Here is a 24,747-nt window from a genome sequence, read left to right as displayed (position 1 = left end):
CGCGGTGCGCGACCGTGAAATCACCGCGTCGGTGCTGTCGCGCGACGTACCTTCGCGACCGCGTCGACACTGACGGCCGGTGCATCGTTGCCCCATGCGCCGCGCACGTACGTCAGCACGTCGGCGATCTGCCGATCTTCCAGGACCGCATGGTATCGCGGCATCGGATATGCGGCTGGAATTCCCGCAATGACGAGCGTTTCACTTCCATTGAGCGTGACGTTGATCAGCCCGACCGGGTTCGCCTCCAGCACGTTCGGATTGCCGGCGAGCGGCGCGAGCCATGGCGCGCTCCCTTTCCCGTCCGCTCGATGGCAATGCAGACAATATGTTCCGTATGTCTTTTCACCAGGCGATACAGGTCCGGTTCGCAGCGCAATCTTCGTCGTCGGGTCGAGCGCGGCAACGGCAGCGCCGGCATCACCACCGATAGGTGGATACGACTTGAGATAGGCCGCGATTGCGCGCGCATCGTCGTCGACAAGATGCTGCGTACTGTGATTAACGACATCGACCATCGACCCGAACGCGGTTGCATGCCGGTTTGCACCGGTCCGAAGGAACTCGACGATGTCCGCTTCGGACCACCTGCCGATTCCCCGTTTGCTGTCGGCAGTCAGACTCGACGCATACCAGTTTTCGACCACGGCGCCGCTCAGGAAAGTGGGACCGCTTTCGTCCATCGCCTTCTCCTGGAACGCAATCCCGCGCGGCGTATGACATGCGCCGCAATGACCGAGCCCCTGAATCAAATATGCACCCCGATTCCATTGGGCAGTCTTCTGTGGATTCGACCGGTACGGCGATGAATCGAGAAATAGCACGTTCCAGATTTTCAGTGGCCATCGCATGCTGAGCGGCCATGGAATGTCGCTGTTTCGATTCACTTGAGTCACCGCGGGAACGCCGTTCATGAAGTATGCGTACATCGCCTTCATGTCATCGTCGCTAATCTTAGCGTACGACGGGTACGGCATTGCCGGATAGAGATTCCGGCCGTCCTTCGCGACGCCTTCGCGCACCGCACGGGAGAAGTCCTGTTCCGAATACGTGCCGATGCCGGTCCGGCGGTCCGGCGTGATGTTGGTCGTGAAGATTCGCCCCATCGGGGTTACCATCGGCATGCCGCCGGCGAACGGCTTACCATTCGGCGTCGAATGACATGCAATGCAGTCACCGACCTTCGCCAGATACTCTCCGCGCGCAACCAACCCTGGGTCAGCTGCCGATGACGGAGAAGACGATACCGCTAGCAATAGAGATATCGCGCCCCCTGCGATGCGCCGCAATACTGCGGGAAGAATCGTATTCAATTCGGCTCTCCTCACGCGGATTCGGCGGCTTTCAGTTGCCGGCCGATGGGCAGCCGTCGCACGCGTTGTCCGGTTGCTGCAAAGACGGCATTGGTGACGGCTGATACGATATTCGCCGTTCCAGGCTCACCGATTCCACCCGGTGCCTCGCCGCTAGGTACGATAATTGTCTCGATACGGGGAGCCTCATTGATTCGCATGACCCGATAATCATTGAAGTTTCCCTGCTGGACGCGCCCATCCTTCAACGTAACCTCTCCCCACAATGCCGCAGTGATGCCGAAAATGATTCCGCCTTCCATCTGCGCTTCCACCGTGTTCGGGTTAATGACGTGGCCGCAGTCCACCGCGCATACCACCCGCTCGACACGCACATCGCCATCCTGAACGTCGACTTCCGCGACCATGCAAAAATAGCTCCCAAACGCGTTCATCAGCGAAACGCCACGTCCTTTCCCCTTCGGCATCGGCGTGCCCCAGCCGCTCGTACGTGCTGCGATATCGAGCACGTGTAGCGCACGCGGCGACTTGTCCAGAAGGTTGCGCCGGTACGCAACAGGGTCCGCGCCAGCGAGGTTCGCCAGTTCGTCGATAAAACTTTCCACGACGAAAGTGCCGCGCAGCGCACCCACGCCACGCCAAAACGCAGTCGGCACGCCTCGCGGCTCTTGGCGGACGTAGTCGACGAGTTGCGCCGGGATGTCGTAAGGCAGCGACGCGGCCACATCGACCGCATCCAGATCGACGCCGTCCTTTACCCATTGAGGCGCCCAGCGCGCTGCGATCGACGAGCCCGTGATCCGATGCGTCCATGCGACCGGTTTGCCGTCCGCGCCGAGCGCGGCCGACATGCGGTCCAGGTAATACGGACGGAACATATCGTGCTGGATGTCTTCTTCCCGTGTCCAGATCACCTTGACAGGCGCATCGACCTGACGGCCGATCCGCACAGCCTCGCCAATGAAGTCCACTTCGAGACGGCGGCCGAACCCGCCCCCGAGCAGGAAGTTGTGAAGCAGGACGCGATCGGGCGGCAACCCGGTCGCCTGCGCCGCTATATCCGTCGCGCGTGTGGGAACTTGAGTCCCGGCCCAAATCTCGCAGATGCCGTCATGCACATGCACCGTGCAGTTCATCGGCTCCATCGTTGCATGCGCGAGAAAGGGCTGCTCGTAGACGGCATCCAGCCTTTTTTTGCCACGCTCGAGACCCGTCACTACATCGCCGGCCTTCTTTGCGACAGCGCCCTGTTTTGTCGATGCCCGACGCAAGTCGTCGACCAGCATCTCGGTGGTCAGACCTGCATTCGTTCCGGCATTCCAGTGAATCACCAGTGCATTTGCGCCACGTTTGGCTGCCCAGGTATGCGTACCGATCACTGCCACGGCATTGTCCAATTTGACAACCTGTCGAACGCCCGGCACGGTTCGAGCCGCCCGGTCGTCCACGCTGACGACCGAGCCCCCAAACACCGGGCTATGAACCACCACCGCGTACACCATTCCGGGCAGGCGTGTGTCGATGCCGTAACGAGCGGTCCCATCCACCTTGTCCGGCGAATCCAGACGTTTCACCGGCCTTCCGATCAACTTGAAGCTGGCCGGATTCTTCAAGGTGACGGACTTGACGAAGCTGTCGCTCACCGGCAGCAATGCTGCCTTCTCGACCAAAGCACTGTAAGCAAGCTTCCGGCCGGAGGCGGAGTGGTTCACAACCCCTTCAGTAGCGCTACAGGACGAAGGTTCCACGCTCCAGGTTTTCGCGGCGGCACGAATAAGAAGCTGCCGTGCGACAGCACCAGCTCGCCGCAACGGCTCCCAGAATGCGCGAACGGACATCGATCCACCAGTCGCTTGGATTTGCAGGATCGGATCAGCGTACAGCGCGGCGTTCGGAGGAGCATGTTGAAGCTTCACGGCATTCAACGAGACCTCAAGCTCCTCCGCAAGCAACATCGAGAGTGACGTGTATACCCCTTGGCCCATCTCGACCTTGGGAATGATGAGTGTCACTTCACCTGACTTGTCGATTCGAATGAACGCATTCGGCGCAAACTGTCCACGGTTGATGGTGTCCGTATCGCGCTCCCCGGCGAGCGATGGCCGTTGCCCGGTCGGCGCGCCAAAGCTTACACTCAGCAGCAATCCACCGCCCGCGCATACGCCGACACTGATTCCGAGACGCAAGAAATCTCGACGCGAGAAGCCCCGTTCCATAAAATCGTCCGGCACTCGCATGTTAATTCTCCCGCACGGCAAGCTTGATGGCCGCGCGAATGCGGGCATATGTGCCACAACGGCAGATGTTTCCGGCCATCGCAGTATCGATGTCGTCGTCCGTCGGTGCATGCTGACCGTTCACGAGCGCAGCAGCCGACATAATCTGTCCGGACTGGCAATAGCCGCATTGCACAACGTCCAGTGCAAGCCACGCCTGCTGAATTTTTCGCCCGGCCGCAGTCGCGGCAACACCCTCGATAGTGGTGATATCGCGTCCCGCAATTGCTGCGGCTGGCGTAACGCAAGAACGCATTGGCTGACCATCGACGTGAACGGTACATGCGCCGCATTGTGCGATGCCGCAGCCAAACTTCGTGCCGGTCAATCCGACGACATCACGCAATACCCAGAGCAACGGCATGTCCGGAGGAATGTCGACCTCATGGATCGTTCCATTGATTTTGAGCGTTACCATTTTTTGGATCCCCGCTTTGCAGCATCAGAATGGCGAGATGCTCGCCCGGCTTTGAATCAATGCGCGCGCACCGACAACGACACGGATTCCCAGGCCGTGATTTCTGCAGTTAGCGCACCGATCTTTTCACGCAACCATTGCACGGCGTCAGCACCCAACAGCAGATGGGCGGGGGCTGCGCCGCTCATTAGCACATCGATGGCTGCTTGCGCGGCCATCGTCGCGTCAGCCGCGCGCTGCCCTGCAGGAATGAACGTTCGTGCTTCTTGCGCGGCTCGCAGCGCTACCGCGTAATCTTCGATGTGACTGCGTCCCGATTCGATCGGCTCTGTCCAGGCCGGCTCTCCGCAATGCCCGAGTCCGATAGCGGTAACGGTAATCCCCAGATTTTTCACTTCCTTGCGCAACGCTTCACTCAACCCTTCGAGCGCAAACTTGCTGGCGCTATAGAAGCCGTATCCCGGGAATGCGACAAGGCCGCCGAGCGTTGTGACATTGGCGATCTGGCCGCTTCGCCTGTGCCTCATATACGGCAGCACGGCCTTTGTCATCGCGACTGGGGCAATCAAATTTCCCCGCAACTGATCTTCGAGCGCTTCCAGTGGAGACTCCTCAATCATCCCTCGGTACGTGACACTGGGGTTGTTGATGAGCACGTCCACGGCACCGACACCAGATTCAACCGCCGCGACGAGAGACTCAGCGGAATTCGTGGCCCGAAGGTCGAGCAAGCGACCTGAGACGGGCTCCGGACTTAATGCCTCACACGTCAAGCCGCCATCCTCCGTGCAAGTTACGCCAACAACGTTGCATCCAAACGACAGCGCAGCACCTATCAGTGCTCGGCCGAATGAAGAATCGGCACCCGAGAGAAGAATCGTTTTCCGTCGCATCTTCCGAGTGTCCAGAGGTTATCCATGACAAAGACATGGAAGCAGGAATTACTGTACCGCGGAGAATAGTCAGACTAGAGTATCGGATACCAGTTTGTAGTCGGCCAGTGAATTGGCGTGAAATTTTGCGAATGGCTTTTTCTTTCTTCCGTAACGGCCGTGCTATAAATTTGTCAGTGCCAAGATGGTCGTCAATCTAGGCAACACCCGTCGTGTTGAACTGATAACCTGGCCAGAACCCCGATGTACTCCTACGACCACTGCTTCACTTTCGGAGATTTTCACCTTTTCCCGACGCAGCAACGACTGCTACGCGGTGAGATACCGATCGCCCTGGGCAGCCGCGCGATGGAAATCCTGGTCGTATTGATCGAGCAAGCAGGTCAGATCGTCGATAAGGAAACGTTGACACGTCGAGCGTGGCCAACCACGTTCGTTGAGGAAAGTAACCTGCGTGCGCAAATCGCCGCGCTCCGTCGCGCTCTGGGTGACGGCAAGTCACCGCTGCTGATCGCGAATGTACCTGGCCGCGGCTACAGGTTTACGGGTCCGGTAGTACAAAACCCTGCTGGGGCTTCCGCCACGGTCTCCCGTGGTCGCCAGCAGTTGCCGTCGGCGGATCGCCGTCACAACTTGCCTTCCCCGCTAGCGCGGATGATCGGTCGGCGACGGGAACTCGCCACTATCTCGGGAATGCTGAAGGAGCACCGGTTCGTCACTATTGCGGGACCAGGAGGCATCGGCAAAACGACCATCGCAATCGCAGCGGCATATGAAATGCTGTCGGATTATCGCGATGGTATCTTCTTCGTTGAAATCGACTCGCTTCTCGATGCGCGACTGCTCCCCGGCGCCATCGCCTCCGTCGTGGGTCTTACTCAGCACTCGGAGGCGTCAGAATCTCTACTGGTCGAGCACCTATGTTCCAAGCATGCGCTGATCGTGCTCGACAATTGTGAGCGAGTGATCGAGGCGACCGCTATGCTAGCCGAGCGTCTGCTCAAGCATGCACCGTCAATTCATCTGCTGACGACCAGTCGCGAAGCGCTTCGAGCCAGCGGCGAGCAGGTTTTCCGGCTTGAACCTCTGCAAGTGCCCCCGATCTCCTCTGCGCTGACCGGAGCGGAGGCAATGTCCTACTCTGCGGTGCAGTTGTTCGTGGAACGCGTAGCCTCGGTACATCGCGATTTCGTCTTGTGTGATGAAGATGCGCCGCTAGTAGCGGAAATCTGCCGCAGATTGGACGGCATAGCGCTGGCAATCGAACTCGGCGCGGGACGGGTCGACGCATTCGGGATTCATGGTCTCGCAACGTTGCTCGATGATCGATTCCGCCTCTTGACTTTGGATCGACGTACTGCGCTGCCCCGACATCAGACCTTATCCGCAACGCTCGATTGGAGCTATTCGTCTCTCCCTCACGCTCACCAAGTAATGCTTCGGCGTCTCGGCGTCTTCGCGCGCACTTTTACCGCAGAAGCGGCTTGCGTTGTTGCCGGTGACATTGCGACTACCGAAGGTCAATTACTGAACCTCCTCGCTGACCTGGTTGCCAAGTCCCTCGTCGTAGCAGACGTCAACGGCTCGATTGCTTACTATCGTTTGCTCCATACTACGCGCGCGTTTGCGCTGAGTCGCCTCCACGAAAGCGGAGATGCAGAATCCTGCGCGTTGCGGCACGCGAGACTCTATCTGGACCGGCTAAGGGACCATGCCACGGAATCACCGCAGTGCTTTCCGCCAGGCTCGCATGCGGCGCGCAACCCTTGCGAACATGAGATCGATAACGTCCGAGCCGCGCTTGAATGGGCGTGGGCGACAGACGGCCAGTTGGAGCTCGCGCTCGAGTTGACCGCTGCATCGATTCCGCTCTGGCTTAGTCTGTCCTTATTTGACGAATATGCGTTTCGGGTGAAGCAGGCGCTTGATGCATTGTCCGCGCAACAGCAGTCCGATACGGCAATCTCGCCGCGCACTGCTTTACGTTTGTGGTCTGCGCATGCCACCTCGCTTACGCATCGCGTAGGTGGCGGTGACGACATGACGGAGGCATGGCGAAATGTGCTTTTGTTATCAGAAGCGCTCGACGAGAAGGAACAGCGATTCACTGCGCTGTGGGGCATCTGGGCATCCCAGAGGAATACAAGCCAGTACGCAAGCGCTCTTACCGTGGCTCAACAACTGCTAGAGACTGCTGAGTCGATCAACGATCCATTTCATGTCGCAGTCGGCGAGCGCGTAGTTGGCACTTCGTTGTTTTATCTCGGACAACTCGACAGAGCCCATCGACATATCGAGAAAGCGATTTCCCGCTTCATGTTCTGCGAATCGCAGCCTCTCCCCGGGCCACTGCAGTTCGACCAACTCATTGCCTCACGGTCATTCCAGGCTCAGATTCTTCTCCTGCGAGGATTGCCAGATCATGCGCTTGCTGTAGCCACACATAATGTTGAGCAGGCACTGGATAGTCGAAATATTACCTCGATTGCCTACGCGCTCTGTCAAGGTGCATGTCCAGTTTCACTATATGCCGGAGATGTCTCAACCGCGAAGTATTTCGTCGATATGTTCCTTTCTCGATCCGCGACGAGTGAATTGCAAGCCTGGCATGAGCTGGCACGTTGCTTCGAAGGAATCCTTAGTATTCGGACAAGTGGGTCGTGCTTAGGTTTGCCGATCCTGCATCGTGCAATCTCGGCCATCCTTCCTGGCGGACGTGGTCCACTGTACACGATGGCGAGAATTGCATTCTGTGATGCACTTCTGGATAGCGATGACACACATCGGCTCAGCATCGAGATCGACGACATGCTCGAACGCGCTCAACAATGCAACGAGATTTGGTGCATGCCAGAACTGCTTCGCATTAAGGGCGCGACCTATTTTGGCGATAGCCAAGACAAGGACGTCTCGGCAGGAGAGGAGTACTTGGTTCGTAGTCACCAGTTCGCGAAAGACTGCGGCGCACGCCTATGGGAAATCCGCTCTGCGACCGTGCTGGCAAAGCACTGGAGCACATGCGGTCGAGGGGCAGATGCTCGCTCACTCCTAGTGGACGCTCTCGGCTCAATCCCAACGACTACGGATGCACCAGACCTTGTTGCCGCGAGAATAGCCTTGGATGGACTCGAATGATCGCCGGACAGTCGATCTCGACCACCCAGCGTGGATACGACTAACTGCTTGCGTCTATCAAGACGACACAACAGACCATCTGTCGATATTCACCCGCACGAAATCGGCTGCGAGCGCCCGGTGTGGTCGGAATTGCTCACGCACCGTCAATAGCCAATGCAAAGATCATGGCCTCTGCATTTGCCGGCAACCGTCCGCGTTTTCTCGGCCGATAAACGACGTCCCCTTCGCGAATAGGTGCTCGTGTTAGCGCACAGAGGCCATCGCGCCACGCAAGCCCTCTCGTCCAAATCTGGCTTCCATAGTGGCACCGAGTTGAACTCCAATGCAAAATGATTGACGTGTCAGAAAGTTTTTCCAGTGCACTTATCGTCGCGTCCAATGCATGATCGCATTCGAGCGCGGCAATTCGACTACTTTTCTTCCGACATCGACTACCGATTCTTTTCTCAGTAGATGAGATGTCAAAAAAATGATACGCCGGTAGCTCCATAGTTTGCTCACGCGACGGCCCGAGTAGCGAATATACGATCTGTGACCAAGCGTCACGCACCTCGAATTCGTGCACCTGATCGCGATCCAGTTTCTGTACGTCGTCTGACGCTCGATTAACGTTGCTCATCGGCCAACTCGATAAAACCGGCGAAATACTGGCTCGACTGCCGGCAGTGCACTGCCACCTGCAATGGCGAAACCAGCTCCAGCGGACTTGCCGCGCAACACCCGCGACGGACATCTAGTTCTGTAACGGTAGCGTAGCCCGCACATTAATGCACTAGACGTGAATCGTCGTGAATTCGTGCGAAACGTAGAAGAAATTCACCGTGAAATCGCTCACTATTACGTGACACCGCACTTTGGCCAACCGAGAGGAGCATATGACTTCGCGCTACCGCCCCGCCATCCGCAACTTGATGCGATCCGTGGCGAATCGCACACTCGGCGCGTTGTTACTGCCATCGATATGTGCGACTGCTATGACTGCGGTGGCGGCCGAACCGAGCTCAAAGCTGGCGCAATATGACGTTGCCGGGATTGTCGCTTTTCGCACCAAGTACTTTGCCGGCACCAGTGGTTTCGAGCAGCGGCGTGAAGCCTTCGCACGAATGATGGACGACGTTCCGGCGCCGGCTGGTGTTAGTCATTTTGATGTCGACAGTGATGGCGTGCGGGGAAGGTGGTTTACGCCAATTCAGGACGGCAATACGTGCGCAAAGCGCATTGTTCTCTACATCCACGGGGGCGGGTTCTACAGTGGGTCGTCAAGCACGCATCGCGCACTAGTAGCACAGCTCGCCAAAACTGCTGATGCAAATGTGTTTGCCGTTGACTATCGATTATTGCCGGAGTCCACTTATCCGTCCCAGATTGACGACGTATTGCGCGCGTGGGACTGGATGATCGAACAGGGATACACTGCCGACCGGGTCGTCGTAGCTGGTGAATCCGTCGGAGGAAATCTGGCGATAGAGTTGTCCCTTCGGTTGCGGGAACAACACCGCTCCTTACCAGCAGCGCTTCTTCTGATGAGCCCCGTTACAGATCTTGCAGTAACGGGAGAATCTATGATGGAAAACGGGAGCCGGGACCCGATTATCCAGCGCACGAGCATGATCACGGTGAGTCGGGCTTACCTTGGCGACGTTCCACCGAACAATCCCGACGTTTCGCCACTCTATGCGAATCTCCGCGGGCTCCCACCGATGTTGATCCAGGTCGGCTCGACAGAGACGCTTATGGACGACGCGGTGCGATTCGCTCGTCGCGCTGGCACTATGGATGTTCCGGTTTCGCTGGAGATTTGGCCGAACATGATCCATCAATGGCAGCTTTTCCCGTTTATGATTCGCGACGCTGGAAACGCAATACAAGACGGTGCATCATTTATCCGCGCGCGTACTTTGACGGACAATCGGACCCGTACCGAATGCATTTCCATGAAAGCGAAGTAGCACCGGCATAGGTCTTCGGTTTGCGTCTGCTTATGACGCTCCGTTCGACCTACATTGGTGTCACGGTGTCCGGGCGATGAGAATGCCGTCGAGATCAGTGCCACATATCAGATTTCGAGAATTTCATATGGACACAAGCCGAGTTCTGAGTATCTTTCTGGCCGTTGCGAAGGCAAAGAGCTTCACACAAGCAGCGCAGGAAACCGGTGTCGTAACAGGGGTGGTAAGCCGCTCGATCGCGCAGCTCGAAGCGCATCTTGGGGTAAGGTTGCTGAACCGCACGACTCGCCGTGTGAGCCTAACGGACGAAGGCCAGCAGCTCTTCGATCTAGCCGACGCCGGCCTGTCGCTACTCGAAGAAGCAATGGACAAAACGCGGTACGCGAGCAAGGAGGTCAAGGGAAACATCCGTATTTCTGCTCCGCGTTCGCTAGCAGGCCCTTTCGTCTTACCGTGTGTCGCAGGGTTTCAACGTCTCCATCCCGACGTCCACTTCGAGTTCATACTGGACGATCATTTCACCGACCTCGTCGAGGCAAGAATCGATGTTGGCTTTCGTGTCGGCACCGAACCTACTCAGAATGTCGTCGTCCGTCCTTTGGGGCGCTTCCCGCTCATCATATGCGCGTCGCCTGAGTATGTCGCCCGCAACGGTCAGCCGAAGAATCTTGAAGAACTCGTTACCTATCGCTGTACTGGTTTCAGGCATCCCAACTCGGGGCGAGCGGTACCCTGGGAAGTTCAGGTCAACGACGAACTCGTCTACCATGACGTGCCAGCGTCGATGATCTTTAACGACATCGAATCTGAAGCCAACGCTGTACGATTGGGTATGGGGATTGGTCAACTTCCGGCGTACACAGTCGAAGCAGACATCCGAGCAGGCACACTGGTTCAGCTACTACCCGAGCATGTGAGCAGTCGACTTGGTGTCTTCATGTACTACCCGCAGCGCCAACGAATTCCGTCACGCGTACGCGAGTTCATCGACTATGCCGTAGATAATCTTCAACTGCCGGAGCAATGACGGATCGTGAATTGCATATCACGCGACTCTCTCGCAGCGCACCTGTAGCCAGAGTATCGAGGGATACGTTCAGTAGTTCCGGCGCTCATATAATCAGGAATACCGGTGCAGCTGTAATCTCCCAATTGACGGTAGCAGATCGGCACTCATCGAGCCGCTGACTGAGCGAGGGGCGTCTCCACCGAACGATAACTTCCCATATCAATAGTCCGAAATCCCATGGCAAACGCGACACTCACTGCACTGCCATGTGAGCGACCATCGTATTTCGGCGTGTCGTCAGAGCTTGACGATGACGGACTTTAGCTGTGTGTAATGACCGAGTGCCTCGATACCCTGCTCGCGACCATAGCCACTCTGCTTGAAGCCCCCGCATGGAGTTTGCACGAATCCGCCACCATATTCGTTGACCACGATACGGCCGGCATCCAGACGCGCCGCAACGCGATGAACTCGGCCTATATCGCGACTCCAGATGCCTGCCGATAAGCCAAAATCGCTATCGTTCGCAATACGAATCGCATCAGCTTCGTCTTTGAACGGGATAACGACCACGACGGGACCGAATATCTCCTCGCGAGCGAGCACGTGCTGATTGTCGGCGCCCGTGTAGACCGTCGGTTCCACATACCAGCCATCGGCAAATTTTCCGCCTCGCATCGCTCTGCCACCAATCGCGCAGGTTAGCCCCTCCCTTTCCGCGATCTCGAAGTAGCTCAGGATCTTCTCGTATTGCGCTTGTGTCGTTATGGGTCCGGACGTTGCATCGGCCTCCGGACCGACACGCAGCGCGGCGACCTCGGCAACAAGTTTGTCGACGAATGCGTCGTGAATATTTTCCTGCACGAGCAGACGCGTTCCGGCAGCACACCATTGACCACTGTTCCATGTAAAAGCGCGAACCGATCCCCTAGCGGCAGCGTCGATTTCACAGTCGTCGAATACGATGTTCGCCGACTTTCCGCCCAGTTCGAGCGTGAGCGGCAGAATCCGGTCCGCAGCGAGGGCACCGAGTTCCTGTCCGGCCCGCACGCTGCCGGTCAGCGAAATCTTCTGAATGGCGGGATGTTGAACCATTGCCGGACCGATCACGCTGCCTCTTCCGACGACAACATTAAATACGCCCGCGGGTAAGCCAGCCTCCTCGACTGCCAGTCTCGCAAGTTCGACGAGCGAGCCAGGAGTATGGTCGGAAGGCTTTGCGACCACACTATTGCCGGCCGCCAAGGCAGGGGCGACGGCACGCGCAGCCTGATGTAGGGGAGCATTCCACGGCAAGATGACGCCGACGACCCCAAACGGATCACGCCGGGTATAGACGTGATAATCGGGGCCGTGATTGATCACATCGCCGTCCATCACATTGACGATTCCGCCGTAAAACTCGAAGAACTGTGCAGTCAGATCGATGAGTTCCGGCATCTCACGTGCTGGCTTTCCAGTCTCCTGGCTTTCGATCGCACCAAGACAATCTCCATGCTGCCGTATGACTTGACCGAAGTTCACCAGCAGGCGACCACGTTCGGATGGACGCAATTCGCGCCAACCATCAAAGGCAGCTTGAGCACCATCTACCGCCCGAATTACCTCGGCGCGACCGCCCCTCGCGGTTTCCTTAATCTTGGCGCCGGTTCGTGGGTCAATTTTGTCGGCGTAGTTGCTATCGGCGAGTGGTAACGATGCGCCGTCGACATAGCTGTCAACTCGCGAAAATTGTATACCTGTACTCGGCATGTCGATCTCCTGACGCAAACTGCGTCGAACACAACTGCGTCATACCGGACAGATTTCGGCCGGTACGACCGATGCAAAAACGCCCGCTGTCTAGCGGGTCACGAAATCTGTCGAAACCGAGACGTTTCGCCATTCAGCGATAATGGCGGCGTCCGCAGCATGCTTGGCTTCGATTGCCGCCACCGTGTCGCTACCGAGCGGCAAACGAACAGGGGGATTCGCCGCATCGGCGAACGCCACCAAGACCTCCGCGAGTTTGTCCGGATCACCCGGCTGGCCGTGGTTGAGATCGGCCGCACGCTCGCGCGTGACGCCCGCCGACTGCAGATAGTCGTCGATCCGCGTCGAGCTGACCGAGAGTGAAGACGCGTCGAGAAAGTCCGTCCGAAAATAGCCCGGCTCGACAACGGTGACATGAACACCGAGCGGTGCCAGTTCTTGATATAGAGCCTCGGACAGCCCTTCCACTGCGAACTTCGTCGACGAGTAGACGCCAAAACCAGCCGCACCACGATAGCCACCGATCGACGAAATGTTCAGGATTCGCCCAGCTCGCTGTGCCCGCATGTACGGCAGGACTGCCCGCGTCACGCTGAGCAGGCCAAAGACATTGGTGCGGTAGAGCCGTTCGATTTCGTCCGCAGTCGCTTCCTCGACGGCGCCCAGCAGGCCGAAACCGGCATTGTTCAGCAGCACGTCGATCCGTCCGAAACGCTTGACGGCCTGTGCCGCTGCTTCGGTAGCTTGGTTCTCGTCAGTGACGTCAAGCGGTAAGGCGAGCAGATTCGGAGGTGCCCCGAGCTTTTCCGTAACCGCTTTTGCGTTTCGTGCGGTCGCGACAACATTGTCGCCTCTCTCGAGTGCCAATTGCGCGATCCGCGCACCAAAACCACGGGAAGATCCCGTGATGAACCAGGTTTTCATGCTTATGCTCCTTGGGCCGTCATATTCGACCGGAAGTAAATCGATATTTGCCGCCCGCGCGCTTCGAGGATCGATGGTTGGCTACAGTATCGCGCACCACACTTCGCACTGCTATCAATACGATGTCACGCGCGATTCTTGGCGAACTGCAAGCTGCTGGCGACCTCGCGCGTTTGGCGACTGCCGCTCTCACGCCGGCCCCATACGCCAGATCGATCTTCACAAAGTGTTCCAGCGCGCGTTCGACGATGTCCTTCGGCACGCCATCGATATGCCGGGCGATATTGCTGAACAACCGCTCTTTCTGCTCAGGGTCGAACAGTCGAAATAGCGCAGCCGACTGGCTGTAGTAGTCGTCATCCTCGCGGTGGTTGTAATGATCCAGCACGCCCGCCTGCAATGCCGGCTCCAACGCGTTGCTATCCTGCATGAAGTCGCCGAAGCGATTTGGTTGATAGTTGACGTTACCTGCGAATCGCTACACGACGTGACATACATGTCGATCCGGTTGTAGGACAGCGCGTGAATTGCTCCTCACACCAATGGTAGGTTGCTTACGCGGAGCATCGAAGTGAAAAGATGTGAAAACTCATGCAGCAAGCGCCCGATCACCGAGCCCCCCTGCAGACAACGCTATATTGGTCTAGTGCCCCGGCGAGCTCACGGTAAGGCGGTTAGCGACGTTCATCACGCCGCTGACCTGACTCGCGTGTTTCTCGGCCAACTGAATTTGGCTGTAGTCCGGAACAGAACCGCTCCCTGTGACTTATGGCGATAGCCGTAGCGGCGCTTCTGCGCGGCGATGGCCATCATCCGGCCAGTCAGCGCCTCATCGTCAATTCGGCGGCGTGATTCATAGTGGAACAGCGAGCGCGAAATCCCTACCAGCCCGCAGGCTCGGGGCAGGTCAAAGCTTCCAAAGACCCAGCAGGCGGTCCAGAACAGATCTAGTTCTTCGCCGCGTCTAGCCGGCGACGTGTTGCAGCCCGACGCACTGCGAACTCGGTGTCGACTTCGGCAGCCGGCACCAAATTGCCAATGTCGGCCGAGACTCGCGAACGCTCGACCTTGGCGCGCAGCCATGCGTCGTATTCCGCCGCTTCGTGTTGCTGCTTTACGTAGTCCCGCATGAAGTCCCGCAAGAGCTGCGCACCTGTTTGGTCATGAGCCTTGGCCGCAGTCGAAAACGCAGTTTTCAGGGCATCATCGACCCGAAACGTAAACGTGGTTTCGCTCATAGCGATATCCCTTTTTACTATGTCGCGCCCACAAAATGGCGGACAGGTCCTTATCCAGTTACCTCTCCGACCGCTGCCGGAGATAGCCGCCCAGCAGGCCGGCGATGTTTTCCCGGCCTACCGGGTTGGCGCTGTGCACCTGGAATCGGAATTCCGGTGGAATGAACTGACCGCCTTGGTCAAGATCCCGCTCGATCAGCCACCTCACCACGACCATCGCGGTGTCATCGCCACCCAGGTCGTGATCAATGGCTTCGGCCGAACTTCGCACGACCGTCCACCCGGGGCCCGGCGCGGCCCGCAGATCGTCCAGGAATAGCTTCAATTCGCCCCCGTCGATTCGTTTCTTGGTATCGGACACGTTTGCCGCTGCTTCGCCCCTTGGCAGCAGGAGCCGCGCCGGAAGCCTGCGCTGCAGCATTCGTCTCTTCCGCCAACGTACCCTCCTATGTGGAGCGCGTGCAAGGGTGACGTCCACCCGCCAACTGCGTGCAATCGAAGCTCGACGTGAGAACGATGCACGGCGCGCAGTGCGCGCCTATGCTCGCGAAGTGTTCGGTAGCGCGGCTAAAGCCGACCGCTAGCTGGGCGGGTCGTCGTTCCGCCTCGACGGCGAAAGTCCGGTTACCTGGCTAAAAAAAACCACAACGATCCTGCCGATGTCTATGGCGCGTTGGACGCGATTGCTCACGGCACCCCGGTGTAAGTGACGGTCGTATCCTGCGCATCGCTGGCGGCCTGTCGCGACCGTCGCATACGTTTGCTCATCAGGACACGTTGGCTATCGGCTCACCGTTCTTTATTCGATCAAGCGAATGTCTATCGAACAGCCAGCCGGTAAATCCTGGTTTTCCACTCAACACCGCTTCTGGCTTGACTGCTCCATCGAAGATCAATCGGAACAGGCGTTCGACCAACACGTTACGCCAAGCGCACGATCGCAGTACTCGTCCTAACACCACTTGCGAATCGCCTACGCTATCTACCACGGGAAGACCATCCGCAATTCTTAGCACATTCCGTACCTCCGATTGATCTAAGACCCATCCGCTTGCCGGATATCCGGCGGCCGGAAATAAGAGCGGCACCAACACCGGCCGTCGACGCCACGATATACCCAGGGAATTTAGCGAATGGGTGGTTGCCCGATCCTGCAACATTCGTCGCATCTTGGGCAGTTCGTCACGCCTTACCGCCATAAGCATTCGCCCCTTTGTGATGGGTCGAACCTTGGACTCGACGACCCCATCTCGGGCAAATTTCCTTACCCGAACCTCTTTGACACCGAGATGCCTCGCGGCTGTTGACGCCCACATCCACGGAAGTCGGGAAACAATCGCGTTTGTTATCTCGTTTCCCCGCTCCAACACTGGCCACGGCCAGTTATCAATCAGATATTGTTGAAACCATGGGATAAGTACTTCGGCGCATTTAGCATTTCGACATAACGCGACGCGCCGATATATTTCCGCGAATGTGGTGTTGATCGATCCAGTCTCATCCCCGTTTTCGAGATGCATTGCCCGCAATCTCGCTAGATAGCCGGAGGGCCACGAAGAAAATAAATCGGCGCACGGCTCGATAATCGGAATCGCTGTTTCCAAGTCCTCCAAAAAAATATAACGCCTCTGTGCGCCAGCAACCAAGTCCGTAGGCCAGGTCACGAACCAGAACAACATTTCGACCAAATCTGCAAACGAAAGCGCGTCAAACGACGTAGGTCGAATGCGCTTGCCGGGCAACTTGCTGGCAATCAATTCCGAGATTTCAACAAACTTGGACGGTGACGGTCTTATCTGTCCGTCGGCGAAAGCTGTCCCACAATCGCACCGCAGAAGCGCTTTCCTGCTCCGCAAAATCTTCTTCTCGCACACACCGCACCGATCGATCAACCAGCATTTGTGGATGGAGCAAGCGACGTACTGGCGAAGTTCCCATTCGGAAGACCAATACGACTGTTCCCGCAAACACGCCGGACAGCATCTAGCACTGCTGGAAAGCCATGCTGAAGGGACTGCTTGGCGCAACGCGGCCAACTCAGCAACGTATCGCATCGAGCCTTCCGGTGGTGCGACACGATCCCAAGACAATGCCTTCGCGAGGATCGCTGGGTCAAATGCGATTCCAAGTCGCTTCAAGCCAGACAGTTTGATCCCGTTCGCATTAGCGGCACGCATTAGGAATCCGACGCTCGCTTCTCCGACATGGATGACGGGATGCATAAATAGCCGCTGGGGCTCGCTACGCGCACTTGTCGCTTGCGCCCGATCTACCTTGTTCGTCATGCTTTCACCCTTCCAACGCGATATTTTTTAAGTCTTGTCTGAGGTACCAAAACGGTTCGCCCGCTCCGACGAGATAACGTGGTTCCGTGCTAGGGTTAAACGGGTTCAGCTTGGGCGGCACGGTCGACCACACCTCCTCTGCAAATGCCTGCTCGAACAACGCCAGACCGAGTTGCCGCTTGTTATGCTCAAACGCAAGCGACACTGCACCGTCGATGATTTTGGCCACGTAGTCGATCACGCCAGCCGAAGCCGCATACATGCGAGTGATGATCTCGGATGAATGAAGAGAAGGGCACGGAAGAGGAAGTTGGCCCTGCATATGCTTCAGGACGCCAGCAAACTCCCTTCTGTCCTCGGCGACTTTCCAGTCGAACCGACGAAGCTCGTGGTGCGCTGAGAACCGCCTCGTCAATTGAGGATTGCTCTGCAGGATTCCAATGCTCGGCGGCAAGCCCGAGACAACCACGGCGACGTTGGTCTCTTCCATGAGATTCTTCAGCCAGTCAGCGGCCAACTTCGCCTCCGCCAGATGCCCAGAATCCACAAAGTGCTGAAATTCGTCAATGATCAGTAGTTCAACACGACACGTTAGAAGCAACTCTGCGACATGATCGGTTTTCTCCTGAGCGGTGCGCTTAGGGATCTTGTCTCCCAACGCAGCCAGAATCGCTTGCGCGAGATTCCTGATCGTCGGTCGAGAAGGAGTGACTATATAGAGGACCGGGATGACCGGCCCCTCAACGGTTTCAAATCTTTCAAACTTGCTGGCATAGAACTTCAGAATGCTCGACTTTCCAGTCCCTGTATGTCCACATAGAAATAGGCCGCGTGGCCCATGTATGGCCCGCCAGCGACGGTGTGTCGTTGCAATCTTTCGAACAGCGACGCAAAAACGGTCATAGTGAATCAAGCTCGCTCGCACCGAAAATTCCGAGTCAGGTAAGCGAGTCACTTCGGTCCCTGAGGTGCGTCCGATGGTCGAAAGGTAGGTCAGTGGATCCTTGCCGGCCGCGCGGATGTTAGTGTTCATGAGCCACTCCTTGATATTTAGGATTAGGTGTGCTTTCGAGCTCCGGCAGCTCGTCAATGTCGGAGCATTCAAATTCATGCCGCCCCGCTGCCGTTGCGCTTTTTCCACCTGATTCGCGAACGGGCAAATTCCTTGCAGGATTAGCAGCGAACACCATCTCACTGTCGATGATGCTGACTGTCGCCGCGCGCTTGCGATCTCGGATCTTCTTCGCCGTCAACGCTTCACGAATCAAGGACTGGATCTCGGCTTTGACGCGCAGCAGATGCTCACTGCTCCACTTATCTCCATGCGCCTGTCTTACCCGCTGACGCATCAGGAGGTGCTGATGAAGGTTTAACCCATCGGCATAGTTAGCAAGTCGATCAATGACCGGCACCTTGAAATAGCACTCGTCCTGGTCGTCCCATACGTGGATATAACTTACATCGTCTTCATAGCGCTTGAGTTGTACATGCTTCCGATAATTTCTTGCTCGACTGAAAAGCGTTCTGAGCCTCTCGTTGCTGTAAAGCAGCCCGTCGACCTCGATACCATATCGCCAGACTCTTCTGCTCTCGGGAATTCCTGTCAGAATGTCGAGTTGCTGTGGGTATGCCGGCAGCTCAATCTTTACGTTCGGAAGTCCTTGTTGCCACTTTTGCACCGGGGTCATCCCCAGTGCGGTATGTGGCGTTTGATGATATTCGTCCACAATCCATTTCACGAGGAGCCGGGTGAGCGTCTCTATATCTATTGCTGCCTTCTTCGCAGACTCGTAGTCACCGCGCTCCTCGACACTGGCAAAAACCGTCCCGGGCAGCTTATGCATCAGGGAGCGCTGGATCGTCCCAATGACGCGCTCCACGCCCCCTTTGAACTCCGGATGACCTGCCGGGCAATACAGCATCGAGATCCCCATTTCGCTGCAAATCATTTGTACTGCGTCTGCATGCAGGTCCATGCCGTTGTCGACCGCGATCAAATACGGGATCCCATAACCAGGATGCTCACAGTGCAACCCGACGGTCTTGTCCCAGCTCGTCTTTGGCAAGATTGCGCGCTTGATACATTGGAGAACTGAATGTGCGGATGGAGCTCGAAAGCTCAAGTAGAAGCCGAGTATTACGCGACTGAATCTGTCGATGGCTACAGTAAGCCAAGGACGGCCAAGAGGGAGGTTCGTTAGCGCGTCGATGACCATCACATCCAGTGGCGTATGGTCTATCTCAACTCGATGAAGCGGAAAATCGGCTTTCGCAGTCCCTTGCACCCACAGCGCTTTCCTGCGCGCGGCGTTCTTGCCCAAACGCGCTTCGTCGACGACATCCTGCTCCAAGCCGCGGAGCCAGCGATATATGGTCGACGGAACTGGACATACGAGAGGTTTTTTGTCGGGTCGGTTTTCGTTATAGCGCTTGATCTTTTCCCAGAGACCAAAATAGACGTCCTGCCCGGTGAGCTTCAGAGGATCGAGGTAGATTTCGTTTACTACTTCTTCAAAGAGCGCCTGTATGACGCTACCGGGACGCCGGCCGCTCCTCGTTCGCCTGTCCACCAGCGTTGTGACGCATTTCGTATGCCTGTATCGCCCCCACCACCGTTTGGTCGTTGTAACGGACGGTGGATTCGGATCACCGATCTCCTCGGCAATCTTTGCTACCTGCTCTTGTATCCACGCATTCGTATTCGTGAAATCGCGAACAAGCCGCATCATGTATTCGTGACGATAACGCGCGGTATCTTGATGGTGCTTCGGGAATGTAGAGAGGTCCCGCGGAACGACCGTGGAGAGAATGCTCGAATCGATATTCAGGCATCTCTCGTCAATGGACATCGTATTGAGCAAGACGGCACGATAGAGTTCGTCGTCGCTCAGTGTACGGGGCTCGCCTTCGTCTGACTCGAGCTTCAGTTTTCCGAAAGCTGTTCGACCGATGAGTGTCCATCGACGCAACCCTTCGCGGAATACCAGTCCCTTCTTGAATGTAAATCGAATCATGCTTGCCCCTCAACTCTCACCTCAAGGGGCGACGAATCGACTAATCGTTGGCTCTCGTCGAATCCAAGATAGCCTGCCGCAAGCAATCGCATCACCGTCTGTGGGCCTCCAGCGATTGCACAGGCAGCCGCAAAATCGAGTGATCTACAGGCCGCGAGGCGCCCCATCAGATCCGAAAGCTGGAACCCAGATGGCGTCTGCCGATTGTGATAGCTCAGATGTTCAAGGGCCGATACTCTCGTCTCGGTCCGGAAATCTTGTTCGGTCATGATCCGGAACGCCAGGTCGAGACGAGCGTAATGCTCCGCGATGTCCTCCATCCGCGCGCGCAGCACCGGGTTACTAAGCTTCGCTGATGGCTTGATCTCAACGTGAACGATCGTGCCATCTGTCATCGTCAGTTCGAAGTCAGGGAAGTAGATGCGAACTTTCCCGTCGCGATCACGATAAGTCACACGCATCGGCTGCTCGCGGTACCGCTTGATGTTCTTCGAGAATTCGAAGTGCATAGCTGCATCAAACTCGAGGCGCGATTCACATTGCACACGCGCTCGGTTCTTTCGGGACGGGTACAGGTATCGAACTCGCCGTCCAGAGCGGGTTAACACCTTTCGTGCAGTTTTCGTCTTTTCCATTTCACAGGCAATAGGAGGCCAACCTGCTCAGAGAGCAGGTAGAAATAGCACCGTTTACGGGCGTACGAACGCCCAGCCGCATGAATATCGTGCGGCAATCTAGTGCAACCGGAAGGGCGGAAGGCTTGACGGGACGCGAGGACTGGACAACACTGCGAGTGTCACCACGGAGGTCGTTCAGTCCTCCTCACAAAAGCGAGCAAGCCTTCTGGTTTGTCTCGCTTTTTACATTTTCGCGCTCTCCTTGTCTCTTCTGACTACGCGACCGACGACCTGCCGGTCCGCACCTGGTTCAATTTCCCGCCGCATCGCAATCACGTCTCGAATCACCCGTATCTGAGTGTCCGTCAGCCTGTCCAGCTCGCGCCACAGCTCGCTACACAGGCAAAAGACGTCTGCCGACGCGGTTTGAGGAATAGAGAAGTGTCGCGTGGAGAGCTGCAGTGCCTCGCGCAGGCTGGAGTCTTCGTCGACCGACAGCCGCAGATATGCGGACACTCGCTCGACAAATTCGATGGAGGGAGGTCCTTTGATTCCGAGCTCGATCGCCGAGATATAGCTTTGCTCAAAGCCTATCGCTGCCGCGAGATCCATCTGACGGACACCGTAGCGGAGCCGGAGTGCGCGCAATCGTTCGGAAATTGGACTCAACGGGTTAACTCGAGGAAGACGTTCATAGCACCGGCAGATGTTATGGCGACCCTGCTCGCAAAGTCAAACCCACACCATTGATTTGAAAGCTCTTTTTTGTACGATACGCGCTAGGCAATAGGATAATTTCGACAACGTTAATCGTTGCTGAACAGGCCACCCATAAAGGGATCCGGTATTTCCCTGCACTAGTTAGAGTTATTCCTCTAGCACGCACCGAAGATAGGCTCAACACTGAGCTCCGCAGCATCGCCTTTTGCGGTGATTCGAGATCGTTTCGATCCAAGCCTGGCAGCTAGCCATGGTCCGACGCCCCGCGGGGAACAACGCGCAAACCCAATCATTCAGAAGGATGGGCTTCTCGCCGCTTGCAAACGATTCCGACCAAGCGGTCTCACTTCTTGGCTCCCCAAAGCCTAGGATTCCGGCCAATTTAGCAACATAATTCCTAGCGTGATGATGAAGCTACAAGCGGTGGACTTCGACCGTTGCTATCTTCGTCGACCCGCAGAAACTCAAGCGCGAGGCACACATGTCCAGCATCAATGAAACCGCCGATGGTGAATCACCGGCAGCGAGTCCGAATTCCAACATCCCATTCGCCGTGATCGACATGCTCACTGCACAGGTTCAGAAGATCGTTGACGAATCTGGGAATCCTAAGGACTTTGACTCGCGCGCGTGGGTGGTTGACTGGCTGCACTCATCGATTCCGGCTCTTGGTGGGAGACGGCCCGCAGATTACCTTCATACATCCGATGGCATTGATCTAATTTCGAGGATGCTCGCGAGCTTGCAAATGAGTACCTACTGGTAGATCTATTTGGCATACGGCGGTGCATGGCCGTCCGAGCCGGCGTCTGACGGCGCCCAGCGATGCCGGAACTGAGATAGAGCGCCGATGTAGTACGTGAAACTCAACGAGCCCACCTGACGCGATCATAGGCCACGGGTACCAATTTTCGCTACCATTCAGCGACTTATGAAGTATCATCGCGATGACTGAACAAAAGTAATAACTTCTCTAGGGGCGACGTTGGCAGTCTACGTAGACAATGCTCGCATTGCATGGCGAGGTCGCCAGTGGTGCCATCTGGTAGCTGATTCGCTGGATGAGCTTCACAGGTTTGCGACATTGCTCGGGCTGAGACGCGGTTGGTTTCAGGCCCAGGCGTCGTTGCCACACTACGATGTCACCGTCGAAGTTCGAGACATAGCGCTAAGTCGCGGTGCCCAAGCTGCTGACAGGCGGACTTTGGTAATTCGGGGACGCCAGTTGAAACGCGAGCTTCAGGCACAAATTGCATTCCACGATAGCCAGCTCAAATTATTTGACTGACTTCGCGACAGCTATAAACGGGCATGACGCTATTGCTGGCCGCATCAGAGTGCGACCCATAAGAATCTGATCATGTATCTGAGCGCCGAAACTCTGGATGACCTACTAATCAAGGTCTACAAACGTCTCCTGAGACGGAGAGGAGCGAATGAAATTAGCCCTCGCAAAGGCGCGGCGACAGAGATATTCGGCGTCCTACTTCAAATTACCAACCCCCGAGCTAGACTCAGCCGCACTGAGCTAAAAAGTACGTTCTACAGTTGTGTCGGTGAATTTCTTTGGTATTTGTCTGGTACCAACAAACTAGACTTCATCGAGTATTACATCCGAGATTATGTGAAATCCTCGGACGATAAAAAAACAATCTACGGGGCGTACGGACCGCGACTTTTCAGCCTGAACGGCATCGATCAAGTCGACAACGTCATTAAGTTGCTTCAAGCATGGCCCAATTCGAGGCGAGCTGTCATCCAGCTCTTTCGGGCCGAGGACCTCGCAACGGATCTTGAGACGTCGCTCAAGGACATTCCTTGTACCTGCACGTTGCAGTTCAGTGTCCGCAGGGGGCAGCTGCAAATGCTCACCATGATGCGGTCCAACGACGCGTACAAAGGCCTTCCCCACGATGTCTTCGCTTTCACCATGCTGCAAGAAATCATGGCGCGCAAGCTGGGTGTAGAGGTTGGAACGTATCGGCATACCGTCGGCAGTTTTCACTTGTATGCGGAAGACGCGGAGAAGGCTGCTGAGTACCTCGAGGAAGGCGTACAAGCACGTGTCCCAATGCCTGCGATGCCACACGGCGATCAGCAGACGTCCATCGAGATGTTGTTGAAGGCCGAGGAAAACATTCGGCAGGGCAGACGCCCACGAATTGCACAAATGCACCCGTACTGGGCCGACCTCGCACGACTGCTCCAAGTCTACCGATATTCGATTAAGCCAACTAAGGCTCATCGCGAGCGCATCGAACGAGTAAAGAGTCAAATGCATTCTGACGTGTACGACATGTATATCGAGAAACGGGAACGCCGAAAGGCAGCCCCGTTACCAGTGGAACAGCCTCTCTTTCCGCTTAGTGAATTCGATTCGCCGACGCCCGACGCATGTTCCGAATAGTGAAGCTGGACAGCGCCAGATACACCGAACACCTTCCGCATCTGTCAAACGACAATGGCAAAATACGACCGAGAACTTGCAGCGCGCCTTGAAAAACAGCTACGTGACTACCGGGTGGACGGACAACCGTTGCCCGGCGTCGCAAGTCCGGCGGCGTTAACCACGCTTGTTGAGCAAATGGTGGAAAGCGTCCATCGAGTGGACTTCGTGAAACGGATTCGCGACAAGAAGGACAAAATTTCTGAGCGCAGAACCGACCCGAAGGACGATATGTTCGAGCCTATCCGGGCCGCCGTATGGCATATGGAACACGGAAATATCGACGAGGCATTCTGGATAGTCTTCCTATTCGTCACCTGCGGCCGCAATCTGAAGACAGGGTACGGTCTACTGCGAATGGTGTACGGGGCATTCAAAGATCAGTTCGTCTGGACGTGGGAACATTACAATAGCGAAAAAGACGGCTTCACTCTATGGTTACATGATCGCCTGCCAGCAATAGAGAAAGAGAAGGCTCGCTTCAAATTCGGGAACCACCGCCAGTATGAAAGCATCAGTCAGCTTGACAACGTCCTGCGAAGCTATGCCGGCTGGGTTGGTCCCGAGCGGTCCCACGTCACCATGATTGAATCGATGAAGGCGGTGGTTGGCAACGATCCCAGGATGCTTTTCGCCCACCTCTACAAAACCATGAACGCAGTCGAGCGGTTTGGACGACTAGGGCGTGTTCACACTAACGAAGGGCTTCGACGATCAGGGCAAAGTTGATAAAGGCGATGAACATCAGATCGAGT

21 protein-coding genes and 2 pseudogenes are annotated in these 24,747 nt (G+C 56.5%); 7 read left to right on the top strand and 16 right to left on the bottom strand.

Annotation, left to right across the window (positions count from 1 at the left end):
* Positions 1-20: 20 nt before the first annotated feature.
* From WS45_RS05535 to WS45_RS05520, 4 genes are read right to left on the bottom strand one after another with little or no spacing between them, the layout of a single operon-like run.
* On the bottom strand, positions 21-1,328 hold the full coding sequence (locus WS45_RS05535) for a cytochrome c (protein WP_006405187.1): 1,308 nt from the start codon (positions 1,326-1,328) through the stop codon (positions 21-23).
* A complete protein-coding gene (locus tag WS45_RS05530; RefSeq protein WP_059698652.1) occupies positions 1,325-3,550 on the bottom strand; it encodes a xanthine dehydrogenase family protein molybdopterin-binding subunit in 2,226 nt (741 codons plus the stop codon). The genes WS45_RS05535 and WS45_RS05530 overlap by 4 nt, the downstream gene beginning before the upstream one ends.
* 1 nt (position 3,551) lies before the next feature.
* Positions 3,552-4,007, bottom strand: coding sequence for a (2Fe-2S)-binding protein (locus WS45_RS05525; RefSeq protein ID WP_006405190.1), 456 nt, complete (start codon positions 4,005-4,007; stop codon positions 3,552-3,554).
* Positions 4,008-4,063: 56 nt separating this feature from the next.
* Positions 4,064-4,900, bottom strand: coding sequence for an SDR family NAD(P)-dependent oxidoreductase (locus WS45_RS05520; RefSeq protein WP_059698650.1), 837 nt, complete (start codon positions 4,898-4,900; stop codon positions 4,064-4,066).
* A 243-nt stretch (positions 4,901-5,143) separates the two neighbouring features.
* On the opposite strand from WS45_RS05520, the gene WS45_RS05515 reads away from it, so the two are divergent.
* Complete coding sequence (locus WS45_RS05515; protein ID WP_059698648.1) at positions 5,144-8,035, top strand: ATP-binding protein; 2,892 nt, start codon at positions 5,144-5,146, stop codon at positions 8,033-8,035.
* A 136-nt stretch (positions 8,036-8,171) separates the two neighbouring features.
* Here WS45_RS05515 and WS45_RS34735 read toward each other — a convergent pair whose 3' ends face one another.
* Positions 8,172-8,528, bottom strand: a complete 357-nt coding sequence (locus tag WS45_RS34735) for a DUF3331 domain-containing protein (RefSeq protein ID WP_156437054.1) — start codon at positions 8,526-8,528, stop codon at positions 8,172-8,174.
* 385 nt (positions 8,529-8,913) lie between these two features.
* Here WS45_RS34735 and WS45_RS05510 point away from each other — a divergent pair, with 385 nt between their 5' ends.
* Both WS45_RS05510 and WS45_RS33140 read left to right on the top strand, forming a co-directional pair.
* Entirely contained in the window at positions 8,914-9,987 is a 1,074-nt protein-coding gene (locus WS45_RS05510) for an alpha/beta hydrolase (protein WP_059698870.1), read from the top strand.
* Between the two features lie 127 nt (positions 9,988-10,114).
* Entirely contained in the window at positions 10,115-11,014 is a 900-nt protein-coding gene (locus WS45_RS33140) for a LysR family transcriptional regulator (protein WP_082721851.1), read from the top strand.
* 279 nt (positions 11,015-11,293) lie between these two features.
* Here WS45_RS33140 and WS45_RS05500 read toward each other — a convergent pair whose 3' ends face one another.
* The 11 genes and pseudogenes from WS45_RS05500 to WS45_RS05460 all read right to left on the bottom strand — a co-directional run bounded on the left by WS45_RS05500 (position 11,294) and on the right by WS45_RS05460 (position 21,474).
* Positions 11,294-12,748: an aldehyde dehydrogenase family protein gene (locus tag WS45_RS05500; protein ID WP_059698869.1), complete on the bottom strand. Its 1,455-nt coding sequence runs from the start codon at positions 12,746-12,748 to the stop codon at positions 11,294-11,296.
* A gap of 90 nt (positions 12,749-12,838) precedes the next feature.
* Positions 12,839-13,672 carry an oxidoreductase gene (locus WS45_RS05495; RefSeq protein ID WP_006405199.1) on the bottom strand — a complete coding sequence of 278 codons (834 nt, stop codon included), beginning with the start codon at positions 13,670-13,672 and terminating at the stop codon, positions 12,839-12,841.
* A 166-nt stretch (positions 13,673-13,838) separates the two neighbouring features.
* Positions 13,839-14,141, bottom strand: a pseudogene (locus WS45_RS36025) (catalase-related domain-containing protein); the annotation flags it as partial.
* Positions 14,142-14,315: 174 nt separating this feature from the next.
* Positions 14,316-14,417: pseudogene (locus WS45_RS36515) on the bottom strand (hypothetical protein); the annotation flags it as partial.
* A 202-nt stretch (positions 14,418-14,619) separates the two neighbouring features.
* Positions 14,620-14,910: a CopG family ribbon-helix-helix protein gene (locus tag WS45_RS05485; RefSeq protein WP_006405203.1), complete on the bottom strand. Its 291-nt coding sequence runs from the start codon at positions 14,908-14,910 to the stop codon at positions 14,620-14,622.
* 58 nt (positions 14,911-14,968) lie between these two features.
* Positions 14,969-15,331, bottom strand: a complete 363-nt coding sequence (locus WS45_RS05480) for a cyclic-phosphate processing receiver domain-containing protein (RefSeq protein WP_257140303.1) — start codon at positions 15,329-15,331, stop codon at positions 14,969-14,971.
* A gap of 346 nt (positions 15,332-15,677) precedes the next feature.
* Complete coding sequence (locus tag WS45_RS33125) at positions 15,678-17,195, bottom strand: TniQ family protein (RefSeq protein ID WP_082721850.1); 1,518 nt, start codon at positions 17,193-17,195, stop codon at positions 15,678-15,680.
* 4 nt (positions 17,196-17,199) lie between these two features.
* Positions 17,200-18,228: a TniB family NTP-binding protein gene (locus tag WS45_RS33120; protein ID WP_179950355.1), complete on the bottom strand. Its 1,029-nt coding sequence runs from the start codon at positions 18,226-18,228 to the stop codon at positions 17,200-17,202.
* Entirely contained in the window at positions 18,218-20,209 is a 1,992-nt protein-coding gene (locus WS45_RS05470) for a Mu transposase C-terminal domain-containing protein (protein WP_059698643.1), read from the bottom strand. Before WS45_RS05470 ends, WS45_RS33120 begins: the two co-directional genes overlap by 11 nt.
* Positions 20,206-20,718: a TnsA endonuclease N-terminal domain-containing protein gene (locus tag WS45_RS05465; protein ID WP_059698641.1), complete on the bottom strand. Its 513-nt coding sequence runs from the start codon at positions 20,716-20,718 to the stop codon at positions 20,206-20,208. The genes WS45_RS05470 and WS45_RS05465 overlap by 4 nt, the downstream gene beginning before the upstream one ends.
* 351 nt (positions 20,719-21,069) lie before the next feature.
* Positions 21,070-21,474 carry a helix-turn-helix domain-containing protein gene (locus tag WS45_RS05460; RefSeq protein ID WP_257140305.1) on the bottom strand — a complete coding sequence of 135 codons (405 nt, stop codon included), beginning with the start codon at positions 21,472-21,474 and terminating at the stop codon, positions 21,070-21,072.
* A gap of 553 nt (positions 21,475-22,027) precedes the next feature.
* Here WS45_RS05460 and WS45_RS05455 point away from each other — a divergent pair.
* The 4 genes from WS45_RS05455 to WS45_RS05445 all read left to right on the top strand — a co-directional run bounded on the left by WS45_RS05455 (position 22,028) and on the right by WS45_RS05445 (position 24,721).
* Positions 22,028-22,312: an MbcA/ParS/Xre antitoxin family protein gene (locus WS45_RS05455; RefSeq protein ID WP_059698636.1), complete on the top strand. Its 285-nt coding sequence runs from the start codon at positions 22,028-22,030 to the stop codon at positions 22,310-22,312.
* Positions 22,313-22,531: 219 nt separating this feature from the next.
* Complete coding sequence (locus tag WS45_RS33115; RefSeq protein WP_082721847.1) at positions 22,532-22,834, top strand: DUF4031 domain-containing protein; 303 nt, start codon at positions 22,532-22,534, stop codon at positions 22,832-22,834.
* A gap of 72 nt (positions 22,835-22,906) precedes the next feature.
* On the top strand, positions 22,907-23,953 hold the full coding sequence (locus WS45_RS05450; RefSeq protein ID WP_059698634.1) for a thymidylate synthase: 1,047 nt from the start codon (positions 22,907-22,909) through the stop codon (positions 23,951-23,953).
* Positions 23,954-24,007: 54 nt separating this feature from the next.
* A complete protein-coding gene (locus WS45_RS05445) occupies positions 24,008-24,721 on the top strand; it encodes a hypothetical protein (protein WP_059698632.1) in 714 nt (237 codons plus the stop codon).
* Positions 24,722-24,747 lie beyond the last annotated feature (26 nt).

This window comes from Burkholderia sp. RF2-non_BP3 (assembly GCF_001522185.1).
GTDB lineage: Bacteria > Pseudomonadota > Gammaproteobacteria > Burkholderiales > Burkholderiaceae > Burkholderia > Burkholderia diffusa.
Note: the sequence above shows the minus strand (reverse complement) of the source record. Positions and strands in the feature narration are given on the sequence as shown.

What these genes read in the sequence shown, in the direction of transcription:
- WS45_RS33125 (WP_082721850.1), bottom strand. Translation starts at nt 17,195, where the DNA reads ATGACGAACAAGGTAGATCGGGCGCAAGCGACAAGTGCGCGTAGCGAG.
- WS45_RS05455 (WP_059698636.1), top strand. Translation starts at nt 22,028, where the DNA reads ATGTCCAGCATCAATGAAACCGCCGATGGTGAATCACCGGCAGCGAGT.
- WS45_RS05510 (WP_059698870.1), top strand. Translation starts at nt 8,914, where the DNA reads ATGACTTCGCGCTACCGCCCCGCCATCCGCAACTTGATGCGATCCGTG.
- WS45_RS05480 (WP_257140303.1), bottom strand. Translation starts at nt 15,331, where the DNA reads ATGCTGCAGCGCAGGCTTCCGGCGCGGCTCCTGCTGCCAAGGGGCGAA.
- WS45_RS05520 (WP_059698650.1), bottom strand. Translation starts at nt 4,900, where the DNA reads ATGCGACGGAAAACGATTCTTCTCTCGGGTGCCGATTCTTCATTCGGC.
- WS45_RS05465 (WP_059698641.1), bottom strand. Translation starts at nt 20,718, where the DNA reads ATGCACTTCGAATTCTCGAAGAACATCAAGCGGTACCGCGAGCAGCCG.
- WS45_RS05470 (WP_059698643.1), bottom strand. Translation starts at nt 20,209, where the DNA reads ATGATTCGATTTACATTCAAGAAGGGACTGGTATTCCGCGAAGGGTTG.
- WS45_RS05525 (WP_006405190.1), bottom strand. Translation starts at nt 4,007, where the DNA reads ATGGTAACGCTCAAAATCAATGGAACGATCCATGAGGTCGACATTCCT.
- WS45_RS05530 (WP_059698652.1), bottom strand. Translation starts at nt 3,550, where the DNA reads ATGCGAGTGCCGGACGATTTTATGGAACGGGGCTTCTCGCGTCGAGAT.
- WS45_RS05515 (WP_059698648.1), top strand. Translation starts at nt 5,144, where the DNA reads ATGTACTCCTACGACCACTGCTTCACTTTCGGAGATTTTCACCTTTTC.
- WS45_RS05495 (WP_006405199.1), bottom strand. Translation starts at nt 13,672, where the DNA reads ATGAAAACCTGGTTCATCACGGGATCTTCCCGTGGTTTTGGTGCGCGG.
- WS45_RS05500 (WP_059698869.1), bottom strand. Translation starts at nt 12,748, where the DNA reads ATGCCGAGTACAGGTATACAATTTTCGCGAGTTGACAGCTATGTCGAC.
- WS45_RS33120 (WP_179950355.1), bottom strand. Translation starts at nt 18,228, where the DNA reads ATGAACACTAACATCCGCGCGGCCGGCAAGGATCCACTGACCTACCTT.
- WS45_RS05450 (WP_059698634.1), top strand. Translation starts at nt 22,907, where the DNA reads ATGTATCTGAGCGCCGAAACTCTGGATGACCTACTAATCAAGGTCTAC.
- WS45_RS33140 (WP_082721851.1), top strand. Translation starts at nt 10,115, where the DNA reads ATGGACACAAGCCGAGTTCTGAGTATCTTTCTGGCCGTTGCGAAGGCA.
- WS45_RS05485 (WP_006405203.1), bottom strand. Translation starts at nt 14,910, where the DNA reads ATGAGCGAAACCACGTTTACGTTTCGGGTCGATGATGCCCTGAAAACT.
- WS45_RS05445 (WP_059698632.1), top strand. Translation starts at nt 24,008, where the DNA reads ATGGCAAAATACGACCGAGAACTTGCAGCGCGCCTTGAAAAACAGCTA.
- WS45_RS34735 (WP_156437054.1), bottom strand. Translation starts at nt 8,528, where the DNA reads ATGGAGCTACCGGCGTATCATTTTTTTGACATCTCATCTACTGAGAAA.